Below are 23,027 nucleotides of genomic sequence, written 5' to 3'. Positions count from 1 at the left end.
GTAGCGACGGTAAAATAGCCGATACCTAACGGTGGGTCTGCGGGGTGCTGTCGTGTCTTACGGGGCGACGGCTACTCGGCCGGCGTCACGTCGGTGACGGTCCCGACGCCCTTCGAGCGGCCCTCCCGGAAGACGAACTTCTGGCCTTCCTCGACGAGGTACGACCGGAACTTGAACCGGACACGCGTCTGGCCGGCGTCGCCCGGGAGCAACTGCCCACCCTCGGGGTGGAAGACGCCGGCTTCGCTGATCGTCTCTAGATGGATCACGGGTTCGTAGCCGTCGCCGATCCGGGTCGGGTGGTTCAACACCATCACCTCGGCCTCGAACTCCCGGACCGGGGTCGGATCGGCGTCCCGTGGCAGCAGGACCATCCCGCGCTGGATGTCGGCCTCGCGGACGCCTTTCAGCGCGATCCCGACGATCCGGCCCGCCTTGGCCTCGTCGACGCGGTGGTAGTGCATCTCGATCGAGCGGACCTCGACCTCCCGGAAGGCCCCGTCCTGCATCGGTCCGAGCAGGAGTTCGTCGCCGGCCTCCACCTCGCCGGCCTTGATGGTGCCCGAGGCGACCGCGCCGACACCCTGGACGTTGTAGGTCCGGTCGATGTACATCCGGAACTCGCCGACTTCGCCGGTCGTCTTCGGCAGGGCCTCGAACATCGCATCCAGATCGTCAAGCCCTTCCTGGGTGACTGCACTGGTCGTCAGCACCGGGACGACCGTCTCGGAGATCTCCTCGATCGCCGTCCGGACGCCGTGGCGCTCGACGCGTAGCGGGGTCTTGTCGACCTCCCGCAGCGCTCGCTCGACCTCGCGTTCGACCTCGGCGACACGCTCCTCGGAGACGATATCGGCCTTCGTGATCGTGACGATCGTCGGGAGGTCCGTCGCCAGCAGGATACCGAGATGCTCGCGGGTGGTCTCGGTCACGCCGTCGTCGGCCGCGACCGTCAGCAAGCCGTAGTCGAGTTTCTGCCCGACCAGGCCACGGATCGTCGTCCGGAGCCAGGGCTCGTGCCCGACAGTGTCGACGAAAGAGACCAGGCGGTCGGCCTCCTCGACGACGCGCGCCCGGTCGGTCTTGCGGTGTGGGTTGTCCATCCGGATCGGCCCGTCGTCGTCGAAGCCGTACACGCCGTAGGACAGGTCCGCCGAAAGGCCCCGCTCGACCTCGTGGGGCTGAACGTCGAGGAACCCGCGGGTCGACCCCTCACCGTCGTCGGCCTCGCCGGTGACCAGCGAGCCGACGAGCGTGGACTTGCCGTGGTCGACGTGACCGGCGGTGCCGACGACGATATGGTCGTCGTCCTGGAGGACGGCACCTTCCCGGACGGTCGCGACGCCGACGATTCCCTCCGGGGCTTCCTCGCCGTCGTCGACCGATGGCGTCCCGTCGTCGGTGACGCCGTCGACGCCCCACGTCTGGACTGCCTCGATGTGTGCGCCGGCCTCCTCGGCCAGCAGGCTCAACACGTCCATCGACTCGGAGAACTCCGGCGGCGAGATACCGGCGATGCCGCCGTCGTCAGTGACGCCGACGACGTAGGTCGCCTCGCCGTCTCCCGAGAGGACGCGATGTCGCAACTGGGCTGTAAGCGACTCCAGGCGGCCCTCCGAGAGATGGAGGTTCTCCGTGAGCCGCTCCTTGAACTCGACGCTGCCGCCCTCTTCCTCGCCGCGGTCAAGCGCGCGTCTGAGGACGGCCTGGTCGGGGCTCATGCGCGTCCGTAACGGGGGGTGAAATATAAGCCTTCTCCGGGTTTGGGAGCCGCTACCGGCTATTGAGCGGTTCGAATGAGTCTATCACGCATAATAACTGGGCGGTTCCGATCAGTCAGCGCTGTGTCGCGGGACGTAGGTGCAGTCGGTACACTCCCAGCTGCCGTCGGCGAAGGTAATCTCGCCGTGACAGTCGGGACAGTGGTACGCGTCGGCGGTCGTGGACTGGTTGATAGCCATTACCGGAGCGGAGCCGGTCAGCGACCAAGAAGGTTGTTATAATACCGACATGAGAATACTAGGTAATTGAAGCTCCCACACCACCGGTTGTTTCGCGAGCGTTCGTCTCGCATACGATCGACGGCCTCGCGTGGGAAACACGGTATCGAACTTCGAAATATTGTATAAGGGACAGCAAACCACAACCACCGAACTATGTACTCTAGCGATCAGATTGAAGTGTCAGTTCGGCTCACGACGACGTATGGCAACGACCGAAACGTGGACTGACCCGGACCGCTATCCGTTCTGTGGCGCGGGACTCTCCTCGCCCGGCGCCGGCTTCGTCGACCACGTCCAGACGACTCCGGAGTGCGAAGACGCATTCGGTACCTGGCGGGACCGCGTCGACGACGATCTCGTGCGGGGCTGGACCGGATGACTCACTCACGATACGGCGCTACCGCTTCGAGGAAGCCGTCGGCGTAGCTCGCCTCGGTGACCCGATCAGCGCGCCCGCGAGCGGTCGCGTCGGCGTTCGCGACCGCGATGGACTCACCGGCGACATCGAACAACTGGGCGTCGTTCTCGGAGTCCCCAACGGCCAAGAAGTCGCCCGGTTCGCGGTCCAGTTCCGCACAGACCGTTTCGAGTCCGGTCCCCTTGTCGACGCTGGGGTCGGTGACGTGGTAGGCATAGCCCGTATCGAGGACGACCAGACCGTGGTCCTCGGCCAGCACCTCCAGGGGCGCGACTGGCTGGTCGATCTGGACGACGATCTCGGTCTCACGCCAGCGGTTGGCGAGGTCCACAGTCCCGAAGCCCAGGTCGTACCCCTGCTCGCGGTAGGCGGCCGCCACGGCGTCCGCGGCCGCCTTGTCGCCGACCAACTCCAGCCGGTCGGTCGACTCGACGAAGACGACGCCGCCGTTCTCGGCGATCACCGTCCGTTCGATCCCCAGGAACTCACACAGCGCGATCGGGAACGGCATCGCCTTCCCGGTGGCGACGACGACCCGCTCGGGCCAGTTCCGGATCACCGGGATCACCCGCGGGTCGAGCGCCCGCCGGTCGTCGGTCAGCGTTCCATCGATATCGACCGCCAGCGGCGGCGTCTCGGGAGACATAGCTCACTCTCGCGGGCGGACGGGTTTTGCCGTTGCGGTGTCAGACGGATTACTGTAGTCTCTTCCCGGTATCGACGAGCTACGATCGGACGATCACCGGGAAACAGCGACAGTAATCCGTATCAGTCGTCGGTCAGTCGTTCGTAGGCCGCCTTGACCTGCTTGAACTCTCGCTCGGTGCCGGAGTCGGTGTCCGGATGGACCTCCTTGACCTTCTCGCGGTAGGCCGTTTTGACCGCGCTTTCGTCGGCACCCTGTTCCAGATCGAGTCGTTGGTACGCCTCCGCGACGCTGGGGCCATCGTCCCGCCGGGGGCGCCGGGTACGCTGGCGCTGTCGGCCGGCCTGGCGCTGCTGTCGCTGGCGCCGACCCCCGTTGCTGGCCCGCCGGCGTGCCTCACGGGCCACGTCACGGACGTTCCGGCCGTCCCGTGGTCCCGTCCACTCCTCGCGCGGGCCGGCACCGAACCCACCGCGGCGAGCACTGCTGCGGCGGTCGGCACCGCCACGGGCGGCCCGCCGTTCCACGCGCTCGTAGACGCCTGCTGCCATCTTCCCGCTGGCGTGGTAGTACATGAAATACGTCGACGCGCCGAACATCAGCGCCAGGAAGAGCACCGCCGGGTTCACGAGGAGCCCAACCACCGTGAGCATGCCAGTCAGGACGGCAAACACCGCAGCGACACCCGTGATGAGCCGGTCGTACTGCACGCCCGATCGTTCGGTCCAGAGCACCGTAAGCGTCTCGCCTGCCCGACCGCCAGAGGGTTCAAACGGCTCGGCGTGGTACACTCCGGTATGAGCGTCGCCGGTCTCTGTGAGATCTGTGAACGCCCGGACGTCGACCACACCTGCGACCGCTGTGGCCGACTCGTCTGTGACCGCCACTGGGACCGTGAGCGGGGCCTCTGTGTCGAGTGTGCGAGCGAGGTCGGCGGTCCCGGTGACCGCGTCGACCCCGAGAACCTGCCCGACGGTGTCGACACGTATCGGTTCTAGCGGTACTGATTCAGCCGGCCGCTGAGTTGCTTTGCTGCCTGGCCGGCAGCATCGAAGAAGGCACCCTCGTTTCCGCGGTCGGCGGCTTCCTCGCCGGCGAAGATGATCCCCCGCGAGGAGTTGACGAGACCGACGCCGTCGGCCAATCCGTGTTCGACGGCAGCCTCGGCGTCACCCCCCTGGGCACCGACGCCGGGGACCAGGAAGGGGATCTCCGGGACGAGTTCCCGGATGGATTCCAGTTCCTCGGGCGCAGTCGCACCCACGACGAGGCCGACGTTGCCGGTGTCGTTCCACAGGTCCGCCAGGTGAACGACCCGTTCGTAGAGCGGTTCCCCGGAGGCTAGTTCGAGGTTCTGGAGGTCCGCACCGCCGGGGTTTGACGTCCGCCCGAGGACGAACACGCCCTTGTCCTCACGCTGGAGGAACGGCTCCAGCGAGTCCCGTCCCAGGAAGGGGTTGACCGTGATGGCGTCGGCCGCCGGCCCGTGATCGTCGTCCAGGATGCGAGCGTACTGGCGGGCAGTGTTACCGATGTCGGCCCGCTTGGCATCCAGCAGGACCGGGACGTCCTTGCCGTGGGCGTAGGCGATGGTCTCACGGAGCGCACGCCAGCCGTCGGGGTCCTCGTAGAAGGCGGCGTTGGGTTTGTAACAGGCCGCGTGCTCGTGGGTCGCGTCGATGATCCGGCGGTTGAACTGGAACCGCGGGAGGTCGGCGTCGGCGACGGCGTCGGGAAGCCGACCGGGGTCGGGGTCCAGTCCCACCGAGAGGACACTGTCGACGGCGTCGATACGGTCGGCGAGGCGGTCGAAGAACTGCATACCTACGCTCCCGCGAGGTGGGGGTACAAACGTTTCCCTCTCCCCCAGTTATCAGACGTAATAATCAGAGGGGCGAATATATGTGAGTTTGTCAAGACCTCACAGCTATGGACCGTCCCCTAGATGTCGGCCACGTCGCCGACACGTTACCGGACCTCGGGGAGGCGATCGAGAACCCACGGCTCCGCCCGGTCGGACTCGTCGGCGGACTCGTCTTGCTGGTCGTCGGCGCGGGGCTGTCGGTCGCACCGACGACCGGCGGCTGGGCGCTCTGGGCCAACGCCGTCGCCGCCACGCTGGTCTTCGTCGCCGTCCCGCTGTTCTGTCTCGGACTGGCCGCACCGGAGCCGACCGAGAGCCGGTTCCAACTCGGGATCGATCTCACACACAGACAGCGACAGGCGGTCGCGGCCGGCGCGCTCTGTATCGTCGTCGCCCCGATCGTGATGGCACTCGGTCAGCCGATCGGCTTCACGCTCCCCGTCTTGCTCGCGGCGGCCGGCCTCGCGTTCGTCGGTTCGGCGCTCGTCCTGACGGGCTTTATCGCCTGGACGTCACAGGTTCTGGCGGAACCGGGCCACGCCTAATCGGCCCGCTCCAGTACCTGTTCGACGACGCCGACCAGTTGCTTGACGGCGGCACCGCTGTGAGCGACCAGTACCGTCCCCGACTCGGTCTGTTCGACCGTGACAGCAGCGTACTCCGGAATATCCGGCTGGACTGTCGTCGACAGCGCCAGTCGGGCAGTCTCGGGAGTCACGCGGACCTCGCCGACCGACGTTTCGCCGGCAGTGACCCGGTAGGCGAGTTCGCCTTCCGGTACCGGTTCGACATCGGGATCGGCGTCGACGACCGAGACGGTGCTGAGCGGTCCCCGATCGAGTCCAGTAAGTTCCGAGGCAAGGAGCTGTCCGATCCGTTTCCCGTCGGTGATCCGATCCTCGACCATCAGAGTTCCTCCCGAACGTCGGCTGCCAGGTCCGCCACGTCGATCCCCTCGCGACGTGCGTACAGGACTGCCGCGGTCTCGACGGTGACGCCGATCTCGGACTGGAGCGCGTTGATCTCGCCGACGGCGGTTCGCTTCTCGACGCCGGTCGAGACGACGGCTTCGAGGAGCCGTTCGAACGTCGACCGGGACTGGAGCACGTCCTCCGACGGAACGAACCCGTCGGGGATGTCGACCGTACCCGGGTCGAAACCGACGACGAGGTCGTCGCCGTCCCGGGTGACGAACCCCTCCCCCTCGGCGACATCGACCAGGGTCTTCGCCTGGTCCGGAGAGAACCAGTCCCGGTCCAGCGAGAGCGCGACGACGAACTCGCTCTCGCCCATTCGGTCGGTCCCGCGCTGTCGGAACGGGGCGGCGACGGCCGTCTTCAGACTCATCGTTCCCTCCGGGGGCCGGCCCGGGCCTAACCGTTACGGTCCCGAGTCGGCATCGAACGGTTCAAGTGTACCCTGGGTTATCTCTGAGGTATGAAAGACCAGGGACGCTCCCCACGCAAGCGGACAGGCGGCCGACGGCGGCCCAACCACAAGAAGAAGAAACACGAACTGGGCACCGAGTCCACCGAGACCCAGGTCGGCGACCCGAAACTGAAGGTCGTCGACTCCCGCGGGAACACCCAGAAAGTCCGTGCGGTCACCACCGACATCGCGAGCGTCGCCGACGGCGCGACGACCCACGAGGCGACCATCGAGAACGTCGTCGAGAACCCCTCGAACCCCAACTACGCCCGCCGGAACATCATCACCAAAGGCGCAATCATCGACACCTCCCAAGGCCGAGCGCGTGTCACCTCCCGCCCCGGGCAGGACGGACAGGTCAACGCCGTCGCCGTCGAGTAACGCCGCGGGCTCTTTTCGATACGCAGCGTCCCCAGCGACTGCAACGTGTCGTAGCCATTGAAAACCAGTACAGATCCGATCGCACGACAGCAGTTCGATCGGTGTGTCAAACAGACCGATTGTTACTATAGCAGTATATATCCGTATAGACGGCTATTATAAACCCGTTAAGCTGAGTCCGGCCCACTACGGACAAGCGCCCCCTCGGGCGGAGTCTCCAGATGGTATCGACACCGACACTCGATCCGGCTATCGACGCACAGCACAGACATATCGACAGCGAGCAGTGGGCGAACATCTACGTCGTCGGCGACGTCCACGGCTGTCGGGAGACGTTGGAACGGCTCCTCGACGAACTCGACCCGGCGACCGACGAACTCGTCGTCTTCGTCGGCGATCTGGTCAGGAAAGGCCCCGACAGCAAGGGCGTCCTCGATATCGTCCGCGAGCGCGAGAACCTCCTGAGCGTCCGTGGGAACAACGAACAGAAACTGATCGACGGGCGCAAGTCCATCGACGCGCTCACCGACGGGGACCTGGCGTATATCGAGTCCCTGCCCGTACTGCTCTCCTGGGACGGCGCCGTCGTCGTCCACGGCGGCATCGACCACCGCAAACCCGTCGCCGAACACAGTCTCACGGAACTGCTGAACAACCGGTCGCTGGTCCCCGACGGGAGCTACGACCGGCCCTACTGGTTCGAGACGCGCCGCGAAGGCCCCCGTGTGTTCTTCGGCCACACCGTCCTCTCGGAACCACTGGTCACCGACTGGGCCGTCGGTCTCGATACGGGCTGTGTCTACGGCGGACAGCTGACCGCCTACGACACCGCGGCGGACGAACTCGTCACCGTCGACCCCCCGGAGACATACCAGTCCCGGTCGGCCGACAGCATCGTCGATCCGCAACTCCAGTCCGTTCCGAAGTGAGATGGACGAGTTACCGCCACCCTACGAGCCCGACCGGGACGTCGACCTGCAGGACCCCGAACTGTATCTGAACCGGGAACTGAGCGAACTCTCCTTCCAGCGCCGGGTCATGCACGAGGCGTTAGACGACCGCAATCCGCTGTTGGAGCGTGTCAGGTTCCTCTCGATCGTGACACGGAACCTCGACGAGTTCGTGATGAAACGCATCGGCGGGCTGAAGCAACAGATCGAGGCCGGCATCACCGAGGAGGCCGCCGACGGGCGAACGCCACGGGAACAGTGGACGGAAGTCCACGACGTTCTGGGGCCGATGCTAGAGAAGCAGGCCGACTGTTACCGGTCGATGCTCCGCCCGGCGCTTGCCGAGGCCGGGATCGACATCCTCGCGTACGACGACCTGACCGCCGCCGAACAGAGCCGGATGCGGGAGTACTTCGAGGAGTCGGTACTGCCGACCCTGACCCCGCTGTCGTTCGACCCCGCCCACCCGTTCCCGTTTATCTCCAACCGGTCGCTATCGCTCGCGGTGTTGACGCGCTCGCCCGAGACCGAGGAGCCGACGTTTACCCGGGTGAAGATCCCGCCCAACCGTCCGCGGCTGGTCCAGGTCGGCGAGGACAGCCGGTACGTCCTCGTCGAGGAGGTCATCGAACGGAACCTCGATCTCCTGCTTTCGAACGTCGAGATCGTCGACACGGCCCTGTTCCGACTGACCCGGAACGCGGAGGTCCGGCGCGACGAGGAGATCGCCGAAGACCTCATCGAGATGATCGAGGAGGTCCTCGAACAGCGGCGGTTCGCGACGGTCGTCCGGATGGAGATCGAACGGGACGCCCACCCGCGGATACGCCAGACGCTCAAACGACAACTCGAACTCGACGAGCGGGAGATCTACGACCTTCCCGGGCCGCTTGACTACCGGGAGTTCATGTCCCTGACCGATCTGGATCGACCGGAACTGAAACTCGAACCGTGGACTCCCCAACCACATCCCCGGCTGGAAGACACCGCCTGGTCAGCCTTCGAGCAGGACGACAGCAGCGACGACATCTTCGAACAGATCGACGAGCGTGACATCCTGTTGCACCATCCGTACCACGATTTCGGGACCACCGTCCAGCGGTTCCTCTCGGAGGCCGCGAACGATCCCGACGTGCTCGCGGTGAAGGCGGCGATCTACCGGACAGCCAGCGATTCCCAGGTGATCCAGTCGTTGATCGACGCCGCCGAGAACGGCAAACAGGTAGCGGTGATGGTCGAACTGAAGGCCCGCTTCGACGAGCAGAACAACCTCGAATGGATTCGCCGACTGGAGGAAAACGGCATCCACGTCGCCTACGGGACGATCGGGCTCAAGACCCACACCAAGACGGCACTCGTCGTCCGTGAAGAGGACGACAGCGTCGAGTTGTACTCGCACGTCGGGACCGGGAACTACCACTCGGAGACGGCCAAGGGCTACGTCGATCTGGGGCTGTTGACCGCCGACCGGGACATCGGCCAGGACCTCGTGACGCTGTTTAACTCCTTTACCGGACCGGGACTCGACGAGGAGTTCCGGAAGCTGCTCGTCGCGCCTGTCACGATGCGACGGGAGTTTACCCGCTACATCCGTCGGGAGGCCCGCCACGCACAGGCCGGGCGCCCTGCACGTATCGTCGTGAAGGTCAACGGTCTCGAAGACCCGGAAATAGTCGAAGAACTGTACCGCGCGTCGATGGCTGGCGTCGAGATCGACCTCATCGTCCGGGACATCTGTCGGCTCCGGCCGGAACTGGCGGTCAGTCAAAACATCGCCGTCCACTCGGTCGTCGGTCGCTTCCTCGAACACTCCCGGATCTTCTACTTCCGCAACGGTGCTCCCGCGCCCGGCGAGACAGTCGACGGTGGTGGCGAGCCGGAGTACTACATCGGCAGTGCCGACTGGATGACCCGTAACCTCGACAGTCGGGTCGAAGCGGTCACGCCGGTCGAGAACCCCGAGATCCGTCGCCAACTGAAGTTCGTCCTCGAACTGCTGCTGTCGGACAACCGCAAACGCTGGACGATGAACGAGGACGGGAGCTACGACCAGCAGTACCCCGACGACGGCGAACCCGTCGTCAACGTCCAGGTGATCCTGATGCGCGAAGCGCTGAAAGCCAGCCGCAACGACAACGCCACCGACGGGATCCCGAGCGACTACCCGATCGACGGTGAGCTACTCGTCGGTGGGGAGACGGCGACGGCTGCCTCCGTCTCGTCCTCGGCCGCAGACGGCGGTCGAGACATCTTGGAACGGCACGCTGACCACTGGTACCGTCCGGACAGTGATACGTACGCGTACGCAGTCAGAACTCCGGCAGGCGATCGGCGGTACTACGAGAGCCGAGCGGGCGCGGTCGACGCGCTCGAACGGTTCTACGGTTAGGGTCGCGGTGCGGCCTTCTGGAGGGCGCTCTCGGCGATGTTGCCGCCGTAGTCGGCAGTCCGTGACAGCGAGTCGACGACCCGGCCGAGGATCTGTGCACTCTGGGGGTCCAGTTCTCTGACCTTGCTGTCGACCTCCCGAGCGGTCTCGTCGACGCCGGGGATGCGAGCGCGGGCGTCGTTCGCCAGTTCGACGGCCTCGTCGCCGTCGTCGGTCAGGAGTGCGTCCATCGCCGTCTCGGAGACCGTCGTCGCCTCCGATTCGAGTTGTCGGAGCAGGTCGGCCGTCTCGCCCGTGATCTCACCGACCTCCTGGGAGAGTCCGGCGATCTTCGTGGCGTGATCGGCGATCCGTTCCAGTTGGCGGGCACTGGACTGGTAATCGAAGACCGTCTCCCGGGGGAAGCCGATCTCGTTTGCCGCCGTCGGGTTCCGCAGGACGGTCCGGAACACCCGCGAGACCATATACCAGAGCCGGTCGACGTCGTCGTCGCGCTGGATGATGTCCTGTGCGAGGTCGTCGTCGTCCTCGATGAGGGCCTCGACGGCGTCCGAGAGCATCGTCAACGAGACCAGCCGCATCCGGGTGATGGCGTTGTGGACCGACAGTTCCGAGGAGTCCAACAGGTCCTGGAGGACGACGCGGTCGGACGTCTCCTCGATCACTTCCAGTCCGACGAGTCCCTGTGTCGCGTCCCGGACGATCCGTCGCTGCTCGGCAGTGATCCGGGTCGCCTCAAGCCGGATAACGTCGAACCCGCTGACGTACATCGTCATCACCGCACGTGTGAGTTCGTGGCGGTTGTCCAGTCCGTCGACGTCGAGTGTCCCCTCGACACGGTCGTCGTCACGCTGTGGTGCCAGCAACAGCAGGTCGTCTTCGGCGTGGAACTCGACGACGCTGCCCGCGCTGACGCCGTTGTCGGTCGCCCAGTCTTTCGGAAGCGAGACGGTGTACGTCGAACCGCCGGTCACCTGCACCTTGCGTGTCTCCATGTACCTCGGTATCGAGACCCGGAAACCATAAATCTACCCCAATCTATATACTATTTCCTCAGGCCCAGATATCCGTCGTTACTACCGCTATACCCAGATATCCCGGATTTTCGACGCAAGAACACGGTTGACACGCCGTAGACGGACCGTGGGAAGAAACCGACTGCAGTTCGAGTTAGCACCGTTTTGTCGGCATATTCGAGTATGAGAGGGAGAATTAGTGATAAATAGGAGGGTGACTCCAATATATTTCTATATAGGTTTGGTACCCAACTATAGAAATCATAGTAGCGTACTTACTCACCCATAGTCTCCATACTGATGATGACGGACAAACCGACCCGCGGTATCTCGCGTCGTCGCTTCCTGACAGGTACTGGCGCCGCCGGCGCCATCGCACTGGCCGGCTGTACGGAAGGCCCCTCGGGTAGCGGAGACGGTGGCGGCAGCGGTAACGGTGGTGGCAGTGGTGGAAGCTCCGGATCGGGGTCGAGCGGACTCTCCGGCGAAATTACGATCACCGGAAGCAGCACGGTGTACCCGGTCGCAGTCGCCGTGGCCAACCGGTTCCAGCAGGAACACGACGGCGTCGACATCAGTGTCTCCCCGACCGGGTCCGGCGGCGGCTTCAGCAACCACTTCTGTGTCGGTAACGCGGAGTTCAACAACGCCTCGCGGCCGATCAAAAGCGAAGAGGAAGAACTCTGTTCGGAGAACGGGATCGAATACCACGAGATCAACGTCGCGACAGACGCGCTGACGGTCATCGTCAACAACGAGAACGACTGGGTCGACTGCATGACTCCGGACCAGCTCAGACAGATCTGGCGGGCCGATGGCGCCTCCCAGTGGTCGGATGTCGACAGTAGCTGGCCCGATCAGCCGATCAACCGGTTCGGCGCGGCCGACACCTCGGGAACCTTCGACTATTTCAACGAGGCGATCCTGGGCGAGGAAGCCAACCACACCAGCGACTACGAGGCCACCGAGCAGGACAACATCATCCTCCAGGGCGTCCAGCAGGACCAGTACGGGATCGGCTACTTCGGGTTCGCCTACTACCAGGGCAACACCGACGCGGTCAAAGCCCTGGGCATCGACAACGGCAGCGGCTGTGTGAAACCATCGCTCCAGACCGCCAAGGAAGGGTCCTACCAGCCCCTCTCGCGGCCGTTGTTCACCTACCCGCGAAAGAGCGCGCTGGCGGAGGAACACGTCGCCGAATTCGCCCGCTACTACGTCGAACAGAGCGCCAACTCCTCGCTCATCGCCGACGAGATCGGCTACGTCCCCAAAACCCAGGAGACGATGCAGTCCGAACTCGACGCGCTCAACAGCGTCATCGACGAAGTCCAGTAGACCCGCCTTCGGCCAACCGTATCATAGCCAGCTATACAGCCACAATAGAACTATGGACACACTTCGAGCCCTTTTTGCCACGACCAGATATAGGGACCAACGAGTACGATGAGCAACGAGGGACAGACCCCGGACCTGTCGGGCGACCGGGGATTCAGGACGGTCCGGGAGTCGGCCTACAAATACGCTCTGGCGGGCTGTGCTGTGTTATCTATTCTGACGACGGTGAGTATCATCGCTGTCCTGTTGCTCGATGCGACGGAGTTTTTCGCGGCCTATCCGATCATGGATTTCCTGACGGGAACGACCTTCCAGCCCAATCTCGAACCGATCGCGTTCGGTGTCCTCCCGCTCGTTCTCGGGACGTTACTCATCACAGTCGGGGCGGCAGTGCTCGCGCTCCCGATCGGATTGTTGACGGCGATCTACATCAGCGAGTACGCCAGCGATCGAACCCGTTCGATCCTCAAACCGATGCTGGAGGTGCTTGCCGGTGTCCCGACGGTCGTCTACGGCTACTTCGCGCTCGTCTACATCACCCCTGCGCTGAACGTTCTCATCAACGCCCTGAACGGGTTCCTCGGGCTCGGGCTGCCGACGCTTGGCCTGTTCAACGCGCTGTCGGCCTCGATCGTCGTCGGTATCATGATCATCCCGATGGTCTCCTCGATCAGCGAGGACGCGATGAGTTCCGTCCCCGACTCGCTGCGGGAGGCCGGCTACGGGCTGGGCGCGACGAAGTTCAACGTCTCGCTGACCATCGTAGTCCCGGCGGCCGTCTCCGGCATCGCCTCCTCGTTCATCCTCGCGGTCTCGCGGGCCATCGGCGAGACGATGGCCGTCGTCGTCGCTGCGGGCTCACAGCCGCCGGATATCCCGCCGGTCAAGTCCGCGTTCGGCGTCCCCTACGTCGCGCCGGCGGACATCCTCGGGTTGTACGCCGAGAGTTCGGCGACGATGACTGCCTCGATGGTCCAGATCGCCGGCGGCGACATCGGCGGCGGGTCGACAGCCTACCAGTCGCTGTTCGCCATCGGGATCACCCTCTTCGTGATCACGCTGTCGATGAACGTCGTCAGTAACCTCGTCGCCAGTCGGTACCGGGAGGTCTACGAGTAATGGCTACACAGACACAGACGGAGTTCGGGGAGGTCAGTCGCGTCAAGGATATCGTCTTCAAGACCGTCGCGTTCGTCGCGTCGATCGTCGGAATCCTCGCGCTGGGCGCGTTACTGGCGTACGTTTTCTGGGACGCGATGGGGCTAGATAGTGCCGGTGTCGGCTGGTATCTCGCCTACACCGCGACACTGCTGGTGCCGCTGGTGGGCTTTGGACTGTACGCGAGAGTACGGCCGGCGGTCGCGGTCGGTGCCTTCGAACTGGTCAGCCTCACACTGGGGGGACTCATGCTGACCGTCGCGGCCGTCATCGTCCTCGATATCATCGCCTCGCCGGCGATCTGGTTCGCGTACTTCCTGACCGTCCTCGGCCCGACCCTCGGGCTGTTCGTCTACGGCCAGTACGACCGGGGCGCGACCTGGGTCGGCCTGGGGATGCTCGGAACGGTCGTCCTCGGCCCGATCGTCGGGACGCTCGCGCTCGGTCCGCTGTCGGGCCTGGGGGCGATGCTCGGTGGCCCCGGCGTCTACTTCCTCTCGCTCGTCCTCCCCGCATCGGGGGTCGTCGCGTTCCTGACACAGGACCGACTCGGCGTCGATCGCCGTCGGAGTCTCCTCGCCGGGGCCGCACTGCCCGTGCTCGCGATCGGAGCCGTCCCGGTAGTCGATATGGTTCCGATCGTCTCTCGTTCCGTCTGGCTCATCGCCCTCGTGATGTTCGGGCTCCCGGTCGGCTTCGCGATTGCCAACACGGTCCGTCAGCGTGAACGGTGGGGAGCCTTCGCACTGCCCGTGATCGCCGTCATCGGCTTCCTGCTGGGCGAGACTGTCGTGGATACCATCGGTGCGACCGAACCGTCACCCTGGTTCGACTGGCAGTTCGTCACCAGTCCGCCGGCGATCACGAGCGCCGCCGAAGCCGGCCTCTACCCGGCGATAATCGGCTCGGTGTTCCTGATCGCGCTCGTCAGCGTGTTCACGTTCGTCTTCGGAGTCGGGACGGCCATCTATCTCGAAGAGTACGCGCCCGCGAACGGGGTCCTCGGAACCCTCACCCGGATCGTCAACGTGAACATCTCGAACCTGGCCGGCGTCCCCTCGGTCGTCTACGGACTGCTCGGGCTGGGCGTGTTCGTCAACATCAACGCCCAGTTCGGCCCGGTGTCCTACGGCGGGTTCGGCGTCGGGACGGTGCTGACGGCCTCGATGACGATTTCGCTGTTGATCCTCCCGATCGTCGTCATCTCGGCCCAGGAGGCGATCCGGTCGGTACCGGACTCGCTCCGACAGGCCTCCTACGGGATGGGGGCGACCCGCTGGCAGACGATCCGGAACGTCGTCCTCCCGCGGTCGCTGCCGGGCATTCTGACCGGGACGATCCTCGCGCTGGGTCGGGCCATCGGGGAGACAGCCCCGCTGATCATGATCGGGGTGGCGACGACGAAATTCACTCCGCCCTCGGGCCTGTTCGGGAAACTCACCGCGATGCCGATGCAGATCTACGCCTGGGCGTTCCAGCCCTCTGCTGACTTCCGATACGGGGTCGTCGCCGCTGGGGTCGTGACGCTGTTGATCGTCCTGCTGACGATGAACTCCGTCGCGATCCTCGTACGCAACAAATACCAACAGGAGGCCAACTAATGACACAACAAGACATGGCAAGCGACACGGACGGGGAGACAGACGAGAGCGGGTTCGTCGAAACGGAGCCCGGAACCGGCGGTCTCGACGAGACGACCCGCGAGCGACCGCCATCGACCGGGACGGTCATCGAATCTCGGGATCTGGACGTCTTCTACGGTGAGACCCAGGCACTCCAGGCGGTCGATCTCGCGATCCCCGAGAACCGGGTCACCGCGATGATCGGTCCCTCGGGCTGTGGGAAGTCGACGTTCCTGCGGTGTATCAACCGCATGAACGATCTCATCGACATCGCGCGCGTCGAAGGTGAACTCACCTTCAAGGGGAAAAACGTCTACGACAGTGACGTCGATCCCGTGGCCCTGCGCCGCCGGATCGGGATGGTGTTCCAACACCCCAACCCCTTCCCCAAGAGCATCTACGACAACGTCGCCTACGGGCTGCGAATTCAGGACAAGACCGACGATATCGACGCGGTCGTCGAGGAGTCCCTGAAGAAGGCCGCGCTGTGGGACGAGGTCAAGGACCGCCTCGACGACTCCGCGCTGGATCTCTCGGGCGGCCAGCAACAGCGGCTCTGTATCGCCCGCGCGATCGCCGTCGACCCGGAGGTCGTCCTGATGGACGAACCCGCCTCCGCGCTCGATCCTATCGCCACCTCACAGATCGAGGACCTCATCGAGGAGCTCGCGACGGAGTACACCGTCGTCATCGTCACCCACAACATGCAGCAGGCCGCCCGGATCTCGGATAAAACGGCCGTCTTCCTCACCGGCGGCGAACTCGTCGAGTACGACGACACCGACAAGATCTTCGAGAACCCCGAGAGCCAACGCGTCGAGGACTACATCACCGGGAAGTTCGGCTGATGGTCAGTCCGCGAGCGTCGCCTCCGTGTCGATGCCGTAGACCGCTTTCGGCGTCTCCACGCAGGCAGTTCTGACCGCGTCGTCGTGTCCGTTCTCTAAGAGCCACCGCACTCGTCGGGGGACCGTCTTCGGCCCCAGTACCGCACCCGGTCGTTCCGGATCGTCGATGTAGTCGGTCTCTAAGAAGAACGGGTCGTCCTCCTCGATGGCCGTCTCGATCTCGTCTTTGTCCGCGAGCACCGACTTGGTCGGCCCGCGCAACCGCCCACCGGAGTAGTGTTTGACGACCTGGCGGCGGTCGAGTCCGTCTGCCTCCGCCCACTGTGCGACATCCCCGAAGTCCTCCCCGCCCTCGGTGTGGAGCTGGATGGCGAACTCCCCGTCGGCCGCGAGCGCGAACCCGTGGCGCATCACCTCGTTCGAGGCCGCCCAGACGTTGTCGTCGACATCGTAGTGCGGTCGGCCGGACTTGATCGCCAGGGCCGGGCCGTCAGTGACGTACTCGGCGGCCACGTCGAGTCCGGCCTGCATGATGTCCCGTGCCTCCGCAGGGGTGTATCCCTCGTCGATGAGCCGCGAGATCAGTGCCGGATGGACGCCCAGAACCGGCCAGGCCCGCCCCGGGAGCACTTCGGTCGCGTCCTCGACCGCCTTGACGGTCAGGTCGAACCCCTCGCGGAACGTCTCCTCGTCGGTCGCGGCCTCGACCAGATGCCAAGATGGTTTGTTCAACACGAGCAGGTGGGTTCCGCCGTGGTCGGCGAACTCCTCGGCAGCCTCGGTGTTGCGCCCCTGGACCGGATCGAGATGCAAGTGGTTGTCCAGAACCGGCGTCTCGTCGATCTCCATGTTCGGGCGTCGGACGGCCCCGTGTAAAACCTATTCGACGTCCCCGTCCAGCGAGAGGGCGTCCTGTGCGGCGTTCCGGAGGGCATCGGAGCGCCCGTGTTCGCCCGGTGCGACAGCCACAGTCCGAACGCCCTCTCGCGCGGCGGCTTCCATGACGGGCTTGAAATCCGTATCCCGCGAGGCGATCACCAACACGTCGATGCGGTCGTCGACCGCCGCCGCCGTGGCGTCGACCGCGAGTCGCACGTCGACGTCACCGCTCGTCGTGACGACCGCGAATCCCCGGGCTTCCCCGGCCTGGATGAGCCCCGGTGAGGCGTTTTCGTCCAGATAAAGCCGCGTCGTCACCAACGGCCCGTACGATTCCGCGAGGAGTCGCACGTCGTCTAAGTCCACGTCAAATTCACTGCGGAGGACGTTGGGGCCGTCGACGAACAGCCCGACCCGTGTGCGCTCTTCGGCGGTGCCACGCAGTCGTCGCAGCAGTCTCATACGGCTCTCTCCCGCGTGGGCTGATTTCAATGTGCTGTTTCGCCCTGCCGTCGATAAACCGGTATTCGCGATAGCAAACACAGTCACGACCGGAAGACGGCGGCGACAGTTGGTCCGAACAGGAACGGATCAGGACGCATCCGTTGGCACTACGACCCAGCGACCCGAACAGAGACGTTCTGTGTCCGCCAGTCACCCGTCGCCTCACGGGTATCGACACCGACAGCCTCGGGCGAATCGTTCGTCGTGACCGCGGTGTCCCGGATCGTCCAGGGACCCCGCGTCCCGAACGCGTAGACGCCACGGATACCACCGCCGAGACGACTCGCTTCGATCGTCCAGGCACCGGTGGTCCGGCCGACGAAGACAGCGACACCGCTTCCCTGTACGTCGGCGTCGGTGACCGTCCATGCACCCGTCGCCTGCGGGGCCGTGATTCCGACGGGGCTGTCCCGGACGGTTACCGTCGTCGCTCGCCAATCGCCGTCCGATCGGATGGCTTTCAGCCCGCGTTCGGCGTCGCTGATCCTGCTATCGGTCACTGCCCAGTCGCCCGTCGCGCCGGTGGCGTCGATTCCGTCAGTCCCCGCCTGCGTGACGACAGCGTCGCCGACCCGCCAGTCCCCAGTTGTCCGGGTCGCGTCGATCCCGTCACCGCCGGGCGCGTCGAACCGGCTCTCAGTGATCGTCCACTCGCCGCTCGACCGGGCGGCATACAGCGCGTCGTTAGTCGTGGCGGCGACAGTCGTGTTCGCGACCGTCCAGTCGCCGGTGGCGTTGCTGGCCTCGATCCCCACCGTCCCGCCGATCACGCTGACGTTCGTGACGGTCCAATCGCCGGCCGTCCCGTTGGCCCAGACACCGACCGTGTAGTGCCGGACCGTGAACCCACGGATCGTCGCGTCGGTCGAGTTCCCGAGGTTGACAGCCGTGCTGTTGGTGAACTGTCCGCCGTCGAGGACTGCACCGTCAGGTGCGACGAGCGTGACGGTATCGCTGACGGTCACGCGCTCGCGGTAGACACCGGGACGAACCTCGACGGTGTCACCGTCGTCGGCGACCGCGAGAGCACCACTGATCGTCCGGAACTCGCCGCCTCCATCGGCCGCGACCACGTGTGTGTCGGTATCGCTCGTCTGTGCTGTCGCGGGACCGGCAGCGACGCCCACCGAGAGGACGACGGCCAGACAGAGGACGAGTTGTCGAAGTGACATACGTGGCTGTTCGCGCTCGACAGCCCTAAATCGTGTGTCGGCTCACCGCTACCAGTTTTCTATCGCGAAGTGCGGTTTATCGCTGACGACGATCGGGTTCGACCGTCCGCCGGACACGAACCGCAATACTGCGGGCCAACTTTCGGCGCTGATAACGACGCCGAGGAGTATATGTATCTCGCGCTGCTCCTACGTGTATTCGCAGTATGTCGGAGGAAGTCGATGTCCTGTACGTCCGGCCGTCGGACTGGGGGGCACCCACACTGTCGGTCGACGGGTTGGTAGCGGTTTCGTCGTCGGCAACGGCGGTAGAACGTCTGTCAGAGGACTCTCCGGAGGTAATCGTCTGTGAACACGAACTCGGCGGAGCCGAAACCGGCCTCGACGTCGTGGCTTCCCTCCGGCAAACGGACGCGTCCGTCCCTATCCTCTACTGTACGGACCGCCCGGACGGTCGTGTCGCAGCCGAGGCAACCCGAGCCGGCGCAACCGAGTACGTGCCGCGAAACGAGACTGACCTCGCCGAACGCATCGATGCGCACCGCACCGGGGACGACGACTCGGACCGAAAAGAGCGCGAGGAACTCCTCGAAGAGACCAACAGACGCCTCGATCTCGCGCTCGACGGAACCGATACCGGCGTCTACGAGTGGAACCTCGGAACCGACGAGTTGCTGTGGGACGACGCGACCGCGGCGCTGTTCAATACAACGTCGGAGACGGCGGGCGGGTCACTGACCGAGTTCCTCGACCGCGTCCATCCCGACGACCGCCCGGGGCTCCGCGAGGAGTTCCAGAAGGCACGCGAGGGGGGAGAGCAGTTCGAATCGGAGTTCCGGGTCCATCTCGACGGCGAAAGTCGGTGGCTCTACACGAACGGAGTCATCGAGGAACGGGACGCCAAAGCGCCCCGGCTGGTCGCCATCGCGACCGACATCACGGAACAGCGGGAGCGCGAGGCCGCGCTCAGAACGAACAACGAGTTCCTCCAGAAGCTCGCGCGACTGGCCGCAAACGACGCGCTCACTCAGCAGGAGACGATCGAGCGTGTCCTCCGACTGGGTGCCGACCGGCTCGGCCTGTCGCTTGGCTATCTGAGCCGGATCGACGGGAACGACTACGAGATCCAGACCCTCGTCGGGGACCACGACATCGTCCGGGAAGGGGTCACGGTCGACCTCGATCACACGTACTGTCGGCGCATCGTCCAGGACGGCGAGACCCTCGGCATCCGTGACGCCGCCGAGGAGGGGTGGGAAGACAGTATTCCGTACCAGACCAGCGGCATCGCCTGTTACATGGGCGGGGCGATCCACGTCGACGGCGAACTGTACGGGACACTGTGTTTCGCCGACGACGAGCCACGGACCAAGCCCTTCTCCGACGCCGAGCAGACCTTCATCGAGGTCCTCATCCAGTGGGTGAGCCGCGAAGTCGAGCGCCGACACCGCGAGACGGAACTCGAACGGTACGAGAACATCATCGAGGCGGTCGACGATGGCGTCTACGCCCTCGACGACGAGGGCAACTTCGAGTTCGTCAACGAGGCGATGCTCGATCTGACCGGCTACTCCGAGGAGGCACTCCTGGGTTCACACACGAGCGTCGTCAAGACCGACGAGATGGTCGAGCGGGCCGTAACTGTCCTCAGGGAGATGCTGTTTGGCACCCTCGACGACGAGGCCACCTTCGACCTGGAACTCCAGCGGGCCGACGGCAACAGTTTCCCGGCCGAAGACCACATGACCCTTCTGCGGGACGACGACGGCGAGTTCGTCGGGACGGCCGGCGTCATCCGTGACATCACCGAACGCAAGGAACGCGAGAGCGAACTCGAACTGGCCCGCGAGCGGACCGAACAGATCCTCCGGCGGGTCGGCGACGCGTTCTTCGCCGTCGACGACAGCTGGGAGCTGACCTTCTTCAATAGCCGCGCAGAGGAAGTTCTCGGAAAGGACGCGGAGACGGTGCTGGGTGAGAACCTCTGGGAGATGTTCCCGGACGCGGTCGACTCGAAGTTCTACCGCCAGTACCACGACGCCATGGAGACACAGAGCCAGACGACCTTCGAAGCGTACTACCCGCCGATCGACAGATGGTTCCAGGTCACCGCCTACCCATCGGAAAACGGCCTGTCGGTATACTTCCACGACATCACGGAACAGCGCCGTCGTGACGAGGCACTGTCGGGACTGCTGGAGACGACCCGCGCGCTCATGCAGGCCCACAGCCCCGAAGAAGTCGCGGAGACGGTCATCAGTGCGGCCAACCGTGACCTCGGGTTCGAGATGAATCTGGTTCGGCTGTACGACGAGGACGAGGGGACACTCGGCGTCGTCGCCGCGACGGACAAGGCCCCACAGCGGCCACTGTACGACGCCGACGAGGGGCTCCCCGGGAGAGCGTTCCAGCGGGGCGAGATAGTCAGGGTCGACGACTTCGACGAGTTTTCCGACAGCCACCTCGTCGACGGGCCGATCCCCGTCACCGGTGCGATGTACGTTCCGATGGGCAGTCACGGGGTCATGAGCATCGGGACCGACGATCCGAAGGGGTTCGACGACACCGACGAATCGGTCGCAGAGATCCTCGCCTCGAACGCCGCCGCGGCACTGGACCGCGTCGCCCGCGAACAGGACCTGTTGCGCTACCAGACGGTCGTCGAGAACGTCCGGGACATGGTGTACGTCCTCGACACTGATGGCCGGTTCCAACTCGTGACGGACCCGCTGGCCGAGTGGCTGGGCTTCGATCCCGAGGAGATGCTTGGCGAGCATCCCGGCCAGGTCCTCGACGACCGAGCGATCGCGGCTTTCGAGCGGGAGATCCGTGACCTGCGAGCGGGCGAGGCCGACGGGAGCAAACTGGAGACGGAACTGACGACGGCACAGGGGGAACGCCGCCCGGCCGAGATCGAGGTCTCGCTCGTCGACGGCGAGAGCTTCCAGGGAACGGTCGGCGTCGTGCGGGACCTCACCGACCTCAAACGAGCCCGCGAGCAACTTCAGGAGGAGCAGGACCGCTTTACGTATCTCTTCGACAACCTCCCGGACGCCGTCACCGAGAGCGAGTTCGTCGACGGGGAGCCGATCGTCACGTCGCTCAACGCCGCGTTCTCCGACGTGTTCGGCTTCGACCGTACCGAGGTGATCGGCTCGAACATCAACGAGTTCATCCTCCCACCGGGTGAGGAGATCCACGAGGAGGCCGCTCACCTCGACGAACTGGCCCGGAACGGCGAGACAGTCCAGGCGGAGGTCCGCCGTCAGACCGCAAACGGCGCTCGCGACTTCCTGTTCCGGGGTGTCCCCTACACCCAGCCGGACGACGACACCGTCGCCGGGTTCGGAATCTACACCGACATCACCGAACAGCGTGAGCGCGAACGCCGGCTCGAAGTCCTCAACAGAGTGTTGCGGCACAACCTCCGGAACGACCTGACGGTCGTGTTGGGGCTGGCAGACGAGATAAGCGAACGGGTCGAGGACGAGCAACTGGCGTCGTTGCTGGATCGCCTCCAGGGGAAAGCCGAAGCAGTCGCCTCCCTCAGCGATCGTGCTCGCCAGATCGAGCAGTCGGTCCGCCGCGAGGACGCCGGCAACCAACCGGTCGATATCCCGTCGGTCGCGGGATCGGTCGCTGACGCTATCGCCGAGGAGTACGGAGTCGACATCGAGACATCGCTCCCCGATCAGCCAGCAGTTGCCGCCGACGGCCGCTTCCATCGAGTCCTCGAAGAGCTACTCGAAAACGCGGTCGAACATACCGGCCCCGGTCCGACGGTCTGGCTCGATGTCGCGGTCGCCCCGGAAACCGTGACCGTGACCGTCGTCGACGACGGTCCGGGGATTCCCGACCACGAACTGGACGTTCTCACCGGCGACGAGTCGATCACCCAGTTGACCCACGGCAGCGGCCTGGGGCTGTGGCTCGTCATCTGGATCACTCACTCCTACGGCGGTTCGGTAGAGTTCGACGCCGACACCGACGGGACTACCGTTCGGCTCCGACTCCCACGGACCGATACCTAAACCACGTCGCGGATGTGGTCGGCCAGGACGCCGTACTGCTCGGTCCCAGTCCCCTTCTGAACGACGTTCGTGACCCCCGCTTCCGCGGCCTCGCCCTCCAAGTCTTCGAGTTCACGGGCGGTAAACAGGAGGAAGGGGATATCGCTCCCGCGGTCACGGAGCGCCGAACAGAGTTCCAGTCCGTCGAGTTTCGGCATCTTGTAGTCGCTGACGACCGCATCGTACCCCTCGGTGCCGATCCGTTCGAGCGCTGCTTCGGGGTCGGTCTCGCCGGTCACCTCGAACCCGTCTTCCTGCCCCAGGAACGTCTCGACGATTTCGAGCACGTCACGGTCTTCGTCGACCAGGAGCACGTCGATACTCATTACTCGTACGTCGTC

Annotated in this window: 23 protein-coding genes; 11 read left to right on the top strand and 12 right to left on the bottom strand. The window is 64.9% G+C overall.

Annotated elements, in window-relative coordinates; all coding sequences use genetic code 11:
• Positions 1-71: 71 nt before the first annotated feature.
• A complete protein-coding gene (locus tag VJ109_RS12010) occupies positions 72-1,721 on the bottom strand; it encodes a GTPBP1 family GTP-binding protein (protein WP_324756970.1) in 1,650 nt (549 codons plus the stop codon).
• Positions 1,722-1,832: 111 nt separating this feature from the next.
• Positions 1,833-1,961 carry a hypothetical protein gene (locus VJ109_RS12005; protein ID WP_324756968.1) on the bottom strand — a complete coding sequence of 43 codons (129 nt, stop codon included), beginning with the start codon at positions 1,959-1,961 and terminating at the stop codon, positions 1,833-1,835.
• Between the two features lie 244 nt (positions 1,962-2,205).
• Between VJ109_RS12005 and VJ109_RS12000 the strand changes: the two genes are divergently transcribed.
• Positions 2,206-2,382 carry a DUF7501 family protein gene (locus tag VJ109_RS12000; RefSeq protein ID WP_324756967.1) on the top strand — a complete coding sequence of 59 codons (177 nt, stop codon included), beginning with the start codon at positions 2,206-2,208 and terminating at the stop codon, positions 2,380-2,382.
• A gap of 1 nt (position 2,383) precedes the next feature.
• On the opposite strand, the gene VJ109_RS11995 is transcribed toward VJ109_RS12000, so the two are convergent.
• Positions 2,384-3,067, bottom strand: a complete 684-nt coding sequence (locus VJ109_RS11995) for a phosphoglycolate phosphatase (RefSeq protein WP_324756965.1) — start codon at positions 3,065-3,067, stop codon at positions 2,384-2,386.
• 122 nt (positions 3,068-3,189) lie between these two features.
• Positions 3,190-3,777 (bottom strand): J domain-containing protein, encoded by a 588-nt coding sequence (locus VJ109_RS11990; RefSeq protein WP_324756963.1) that lies wholly within the window; start codon positions 3,775-3,777, stop codon positions 3,190-3,192.
• A gap of 87 nt (positions 3,778-3,864) precedes the next feature.
• Between VJ109_RS11990 and VJ109_RS11985 the strand changes: the two genes are divergently transcribed.
• Positions 3,865-4,065, top strand: a complete 201-nt coding sequence (locus VJ109_RS11985; RefSeq protein WP_276222482.1) for a hypothetical protein — start codon at positions 3,865-3,867, stop codon at positions 4,063-4,065.
• Here VJ109_RS11985 and pyrF read toward each other — a convergent pair.
• The gene (gene pyrF / locus VJ109_RS11980) at positions 4,062-4,889 is read right to left on the bottom strand and encodes an orotidine-5'-phosphate decarboxylase (protein WP_324756960.1); all 828 of its coding nucleotides are present in this window, start codon (positions 4,887-4,889) and stop codon (positions 4,062-4,064) included. The genes VJ109_RS11985 and pyrF overlap by 4 nt on opposite strands.
• 107 nt (positions 4,890-4,996) lie before the next feature.
• On the opposite strand from pyrF, the gene VJ109_RS11975 reads away from it, so the two are divergent.
• Positions 4,997-5,476, top strand: coding sequence for a hypothetical protein (locus VJ109_RS11975; RefSeq protein WP_324756959.1), 480 nt, complete (start codon positions 4,997-4,999; stop codon positions 5,474-5,476).
• Here the strand turns inward: VJ109_RS11975 and VJ109_RS11970 are convergent.
• Both VJ109_RS11970 and VJ109_RS11965 read right to left on the bottom strand, forming a co-directional pair.
• The gene (locus tag VJ109_RS11970; RefSeq protein ID WP_324756958.1) at positions 5,473-5,838 is read right to left on the bottom strand and encodes a DUF7993 family protein; all 366 of its coding nucleotides are present in this window, start codon (positions 5,836-5,838) and stop codon (positions 5,473-5,475) included. The genes VJ109_RS11975 and VJ109_RS11970 overlap by 4 nt on opposite strands.
• A complete protein-coding gene (locus VJ109_RS11965; RefSeq protein ID WP_324756957.1) occupies positions 5,838-6,278 on the bottom strand; it encodes a DUF2240 family protein in 441 nt (146 codons plus the stop codon). Before VJ109_RS11965 ends, VJ109_RS11970 begins: the two co-directional genes overlap by 1 nt.
• 90 nt (positions 6,279-6,368) lie before the next feature.
• On the opposite strand from VJ109_RS11965, the gene VJ109_RS11960 reads away from it, so the two are divergent.
• From VJ109_RS11960 to ppk1, 3 genes are all read left to right on the top strand, one after another.
• Positions 6,369-6,740 (top strand): 30S ribosomal protein S8e, encoded by a 372-nt coding sequence (locus tag VJ109_RS11960; protein ID WP_324756955.1) that lies wholly within the window; start codon positions 6,369-6,371, stop codon positions 6,738-6,740.
• 221 nt (positions 6,741-6,961) lie between these two features.
• Complete coding sequence (locus VJ109_RS11955) at positions 6,962-7,669, top strand: metallophosphoesterase family protein (RefSeq protein WP_324756953.1); 708 nt, start codon at positions 6,962-6,964, stop codon at positions 7,667-7,669.
• A gap of 1 nt (position 7,670) precedes the next feature.
• Positions 7,671-10,079 (top strand): polyphosphate kinase 1, encoded by a 2,409-nt coding sequence (ppk1, locus tag VJ109_RS11950; protein ID WP_324756952.1) that lies wholly within the window; start codon positions 7,671-7,673, stop codon positions 10,077-10,079.
• On the opposite strand, the gene VJ109_RS11945 is transcribed toward ppk1, so the two are convergent.
• Positions 10,076-11,074 carry a PhoU domain-containing protein gene (locus tag VJ109_RS11945; RefSeq protein ID WP_324756951.1) on the bottom strand — a complete coding sequence of 333 codons (999 nt, stop codon included), beginning with the start codon at positions 11,072-11,074 and terminating at the stop codon, positions 10,076-10,078. The genes ppk1 and VJ109_RS11945 overlap by 4 nt on opposite strands.
• 324 nt (positions 11,075-11,398) lie before the next feature.
• On the opposite strand from VJ109_RS11945, the gene VJ109_RS11940 reads away from it, so the two are divergent.
• The 4 genes from VJ109_RS11940 (at position 11,399) to pstB (ending at position 16,061) form a co-directional block, all read left to right on the top strand.
• Positions 11,399-12,433: a PstS family phosphate ABC transporter substrate-binding protein gene (locus VJ109_RS11940; protein WP_324756950.1), complete on the top strand. Its 1,035-nt coding sequence runs from the start codon at positions 11,399-11,401 to the stop codon at positions 12,431-12,433.
• A gap of 108 nt (positions 12,434-12,541) precedes the next feature.
• The gene (gene pstC / locus VJ109_RS11935; protein WP_324756949.1) at positions 12,542-13,552 is read left to right on the top strand and encodes a phosphate ABC transporter permease subunit PstC; all 1,011 of its coding nucleotides are present in this window, start codon (positions 12,542-12,544) and stop codon (positions 13,550-13,552) included.
• Positions 13,552-15,192, top strand: a complete 1,641-nt coding sequence (gene pstA / locus VJ109_RS11930) for a phosphate ABC transporter permease PstA (protein ID WP_324756947.1) — start codon at positions 13,552-13,554, stop codon at positions 15,190-15,192. The genes pstC and pstA overlap by 1 nt, the downstream gene beginning before the upstream one ends.
• Complete coding sequence (pstB, locus tag VJ109_RS11925) at positions 15,192-16,061, top strand: phosphate ABC transporter ATP-binding protein PstB (protein WP_434737257.1); 870 nt, start codon at positions 15,192-15,194, stop codon at positions 16,059-16,061. Before pstA ends, pstB begins: the two co-directional genes overlap by 1 nt.
• 3 nt (positions 16,062-16,064) lie before the next feature.
• Here the strand turns inward: pstB and VJ109_RS11920 are convergent, their stop codons facing one another.
• The 3 genes from VJ109_RS11920 to VJ109_RS11910 all read right to left on the bottom strand — a co-directional run bounded on the left by VJ109_RS11920 (position 16,065) and on the right by VJ109_RS11910 (position 18,616).
• Positions 16,065-16,910: a TatD family hydrolase gene (locus VJ109_RS11920; RefSeq protein WP_324756945.1), complete on the bottom strand. Its 846-nt coding sequence runs from the start codon at positions 16,908-16,910 to the stop codon at positions 16,065-16,067.
• A gap of 30 nt (positions 16,911-16,940) precedes the next feature.
• Complete coding sequence (locus VJ109_RS11915; RefSeq protein WP_324756943.1) at positions 16,941-17,402, bottom strand: NYN domain-containing protein; 462 nt, start codon at positions 17,400-17,402, stop codon at positions 16,941-16,943.
• A 149-nt stretch (positions 17,403-17,551) separates the two neighbouring features.
• Entirely contained in the window at positions 17,552-18,616 is a 1,065-nt protein-coding gene (locus tag VJ109_RS11910) for a right-handed parallel beta-helix repeat-containing protein (RefSeq protein WP_324756941.1), read from the bottom strand.
• A 206-nt stretch (positions 18,617-18,822) separates the two neighbouring features.
• Between VJ109_RS11910 and VJ109_RS11905 the strand changes: the two genes are divergently transcribed.
• A complete protein-coding gene (locus tag VJ109_RS11905) occupies positions 18,823-22,647 on the top strand; it encodes a PAS domain S-box protein (protein WP_324756940.1) in 3,825 nt (1,274 codons plus the stop codon).
• Here the strand turns inward: VJ109_RS11905 and VJ109_RS11900 are convergent.
• On the bottom strand, positions 22,644-23,012 hold the full coding sequence (locus VJ109_RS11900; protein ID WP_324756939.1) for a response regulator: 369 nt from the start codon (positions 23,010-23,012) through the stop codon (positions 22,644-22,646). The two genes, VJ109_RS11905 and VJ109_RS11900, sit on opposite strands and share 4 nt — an antisense overlap.
• Between the last annotated feature and the right edge of the window lie 15 nt (positions 23,013-23,027).

The organism is Haloarcula montana (genome assembly GCF_035666295.1).
GTDB classification, from domain to species: Archaea; Halobacteriota; Halobacteria; order Halobacteriales; family Haloarculaceae; genus Haloarcula; species Haloarcula montana.
The sequence above is the reverse complement of the archived record's forward strand: the minus strand, read 5'-3'. Positions and strand labels throughout refer to the sequence as shown.

Excerpts from the sequence above, each read along its gene's own strand:
- VJ109_RS12010 (WP_324756970.1), bottom strand. The coding sequence starts at position 1,721 with ATGAGCCCCGACCAGGCCGTCCTCAGACGCGCGCTTGACCGCGGCGAG.
- VJ109_RS12005 (WP_324756968.1), bottom strand. The coding sequence starts at position 1,961 with ATGGCTATCAACCAGTCCACGACCGCCGACGCGTACCACTGTCCCGAC.
- VJ109_RS12000 (WP_324756967.1), top strand. The coding sequence starts at position 2,206 with ATGGCAACGACCGAAACGTGGACTGACCCGGACCGCTATCCGTTCTGT.
- VJ109_RS11995 (WP_324756965.1), bottom strand. The coding sequence starts at position 3,067 with ATGTCTCCCGAGACGCCGCCGCTGGCGGTCGATATCGATGGAACGCTG.
- VJ109_RS11985 (WP_276222482.1), top strand. The coding sequence starts at position 3,865 with ATGAGCGTCGCCGGTCTCTGTGAGATCTGTGAACGCCCGGACGTCGAC.
- pyrF (WP_324756960.1), bottom strand. The coding sequence starts at position 4,889 with ATGCAGTTCTTCGACCGCCTCGCCGACCGTATCGACGCCGTCGACAGT.
- VJ109_RS11975 (WP_324756959.1), top strand. The coding sequence starts at position 4,997 with ATGGACCGTCCCCTAGATGTCGGCCACGTCGCCGACACGTTACCGGAC.
- VJ109_RS11970 (WP_324756958.1), bottom strand. The coding sequence starts at position 5,838 with ATGGTCGAGGATCGGATCACCGACGGGAAACGGATCGGACAGCTCCTT.
- VJ109_RS11965 (WP_324756957.1), bottom strand. The coding sequence starts at position 6,278 with ATGAGTCTGAAGACGGCCGTCGCCGCCCCGTTCCGACAGCGCGGGACC.
- VJ109_RS11960 (WP_324756955.1), top strand. The coding sequence starts at position 6,369 with ATGAAAGACCAGGGACGCTCCCCACGCAAGCGGACAGGCGGCCGACGG.
- VJ109_RS11955 (WP_324756953.1), top strand. The coding sequence starts at position 6,962 with ATGGTATCGACACCGACACTCGATCCGGCTATCGACGCACAGCACAGA.
- ppk1 (WP_324756952.1), top strand. The coding sequence starts at position 7,671 with ATGGACGAGTTACCGCCACCCTACGAGCCCGACCGGGACGTCGACCTG.
- VJ109_RS11945 (WP_324756951.1), bottom strand. The coding sequence starts at position 11,074 with ATGGAGACACGCAAGGTGCAGGTGACCGGCGGTTCGACGTACACCGTC.
- VJ109_RS11940 (WP_324756950.1), top strand. The coding sequence starts at position 11,399 with ATGACGGACAAACCGACCCGCGGTATCTCGCGTCGTCGCTTCCTGACA.
- pstC (WP_324756949.1), top strand. The coding sequence starts at position 12,542 with ATGAGCAACGAGGGACAGACCCCGGACCTGTCGGGCGACCGGGGATTC.
- pstA (WP_324756947.1), top strand. The coding sequence starts at position 13,552 with ATGGCTACACAGACACAGACGGAGTTCGGGGAGGTCAGTCGCGTCAAG.
- pstB (WP_434737257.1), top strand. The coding sequence starts at position 15,192 with ATGACACAACAAGACATGGCAAGCGACACGGACGGGGAGACAGACGAG.
- VJ109_RS11920 (WP_324756945.1), bottom strand. The coding sequence starts at position 16,910 with ATGGAGATCGACGAGACGCCGGTTCTGGACAACCACTTGCATCTCGAT.
- VJ109_RS11915 (WP_324756943.1), bottom strand. The coding sequence starts at position 17,402 with ATGAGACTGCTGCGACGACTGCGTGGCACCGCCGAAGAGCGCACACGG.
- VJ109_RS11910 (WP_324756941.1), bottom strand. The coding sequence starts at position 18,616 with ATGTCACTTCGACAACTCGTCCTCTGTCTGGCCGTCGTCCTCTCGGTG.
- VJ109_RS11905 (WP_324756940.1), top strand. The coding sequence starts at position 18,823 with ATGTCGGAGGAAGTCGATGTCCTGTACGTCCGGCCGTCGGACTGGGGG.
- VJ109_RS11900 (WP_324756939.1), bottom strand. The coding sequence starts at position 23,012 with ATGAGTATCGACGTGCTCCTGGTCGACGAAGACCGTGACGTGCTCGAA.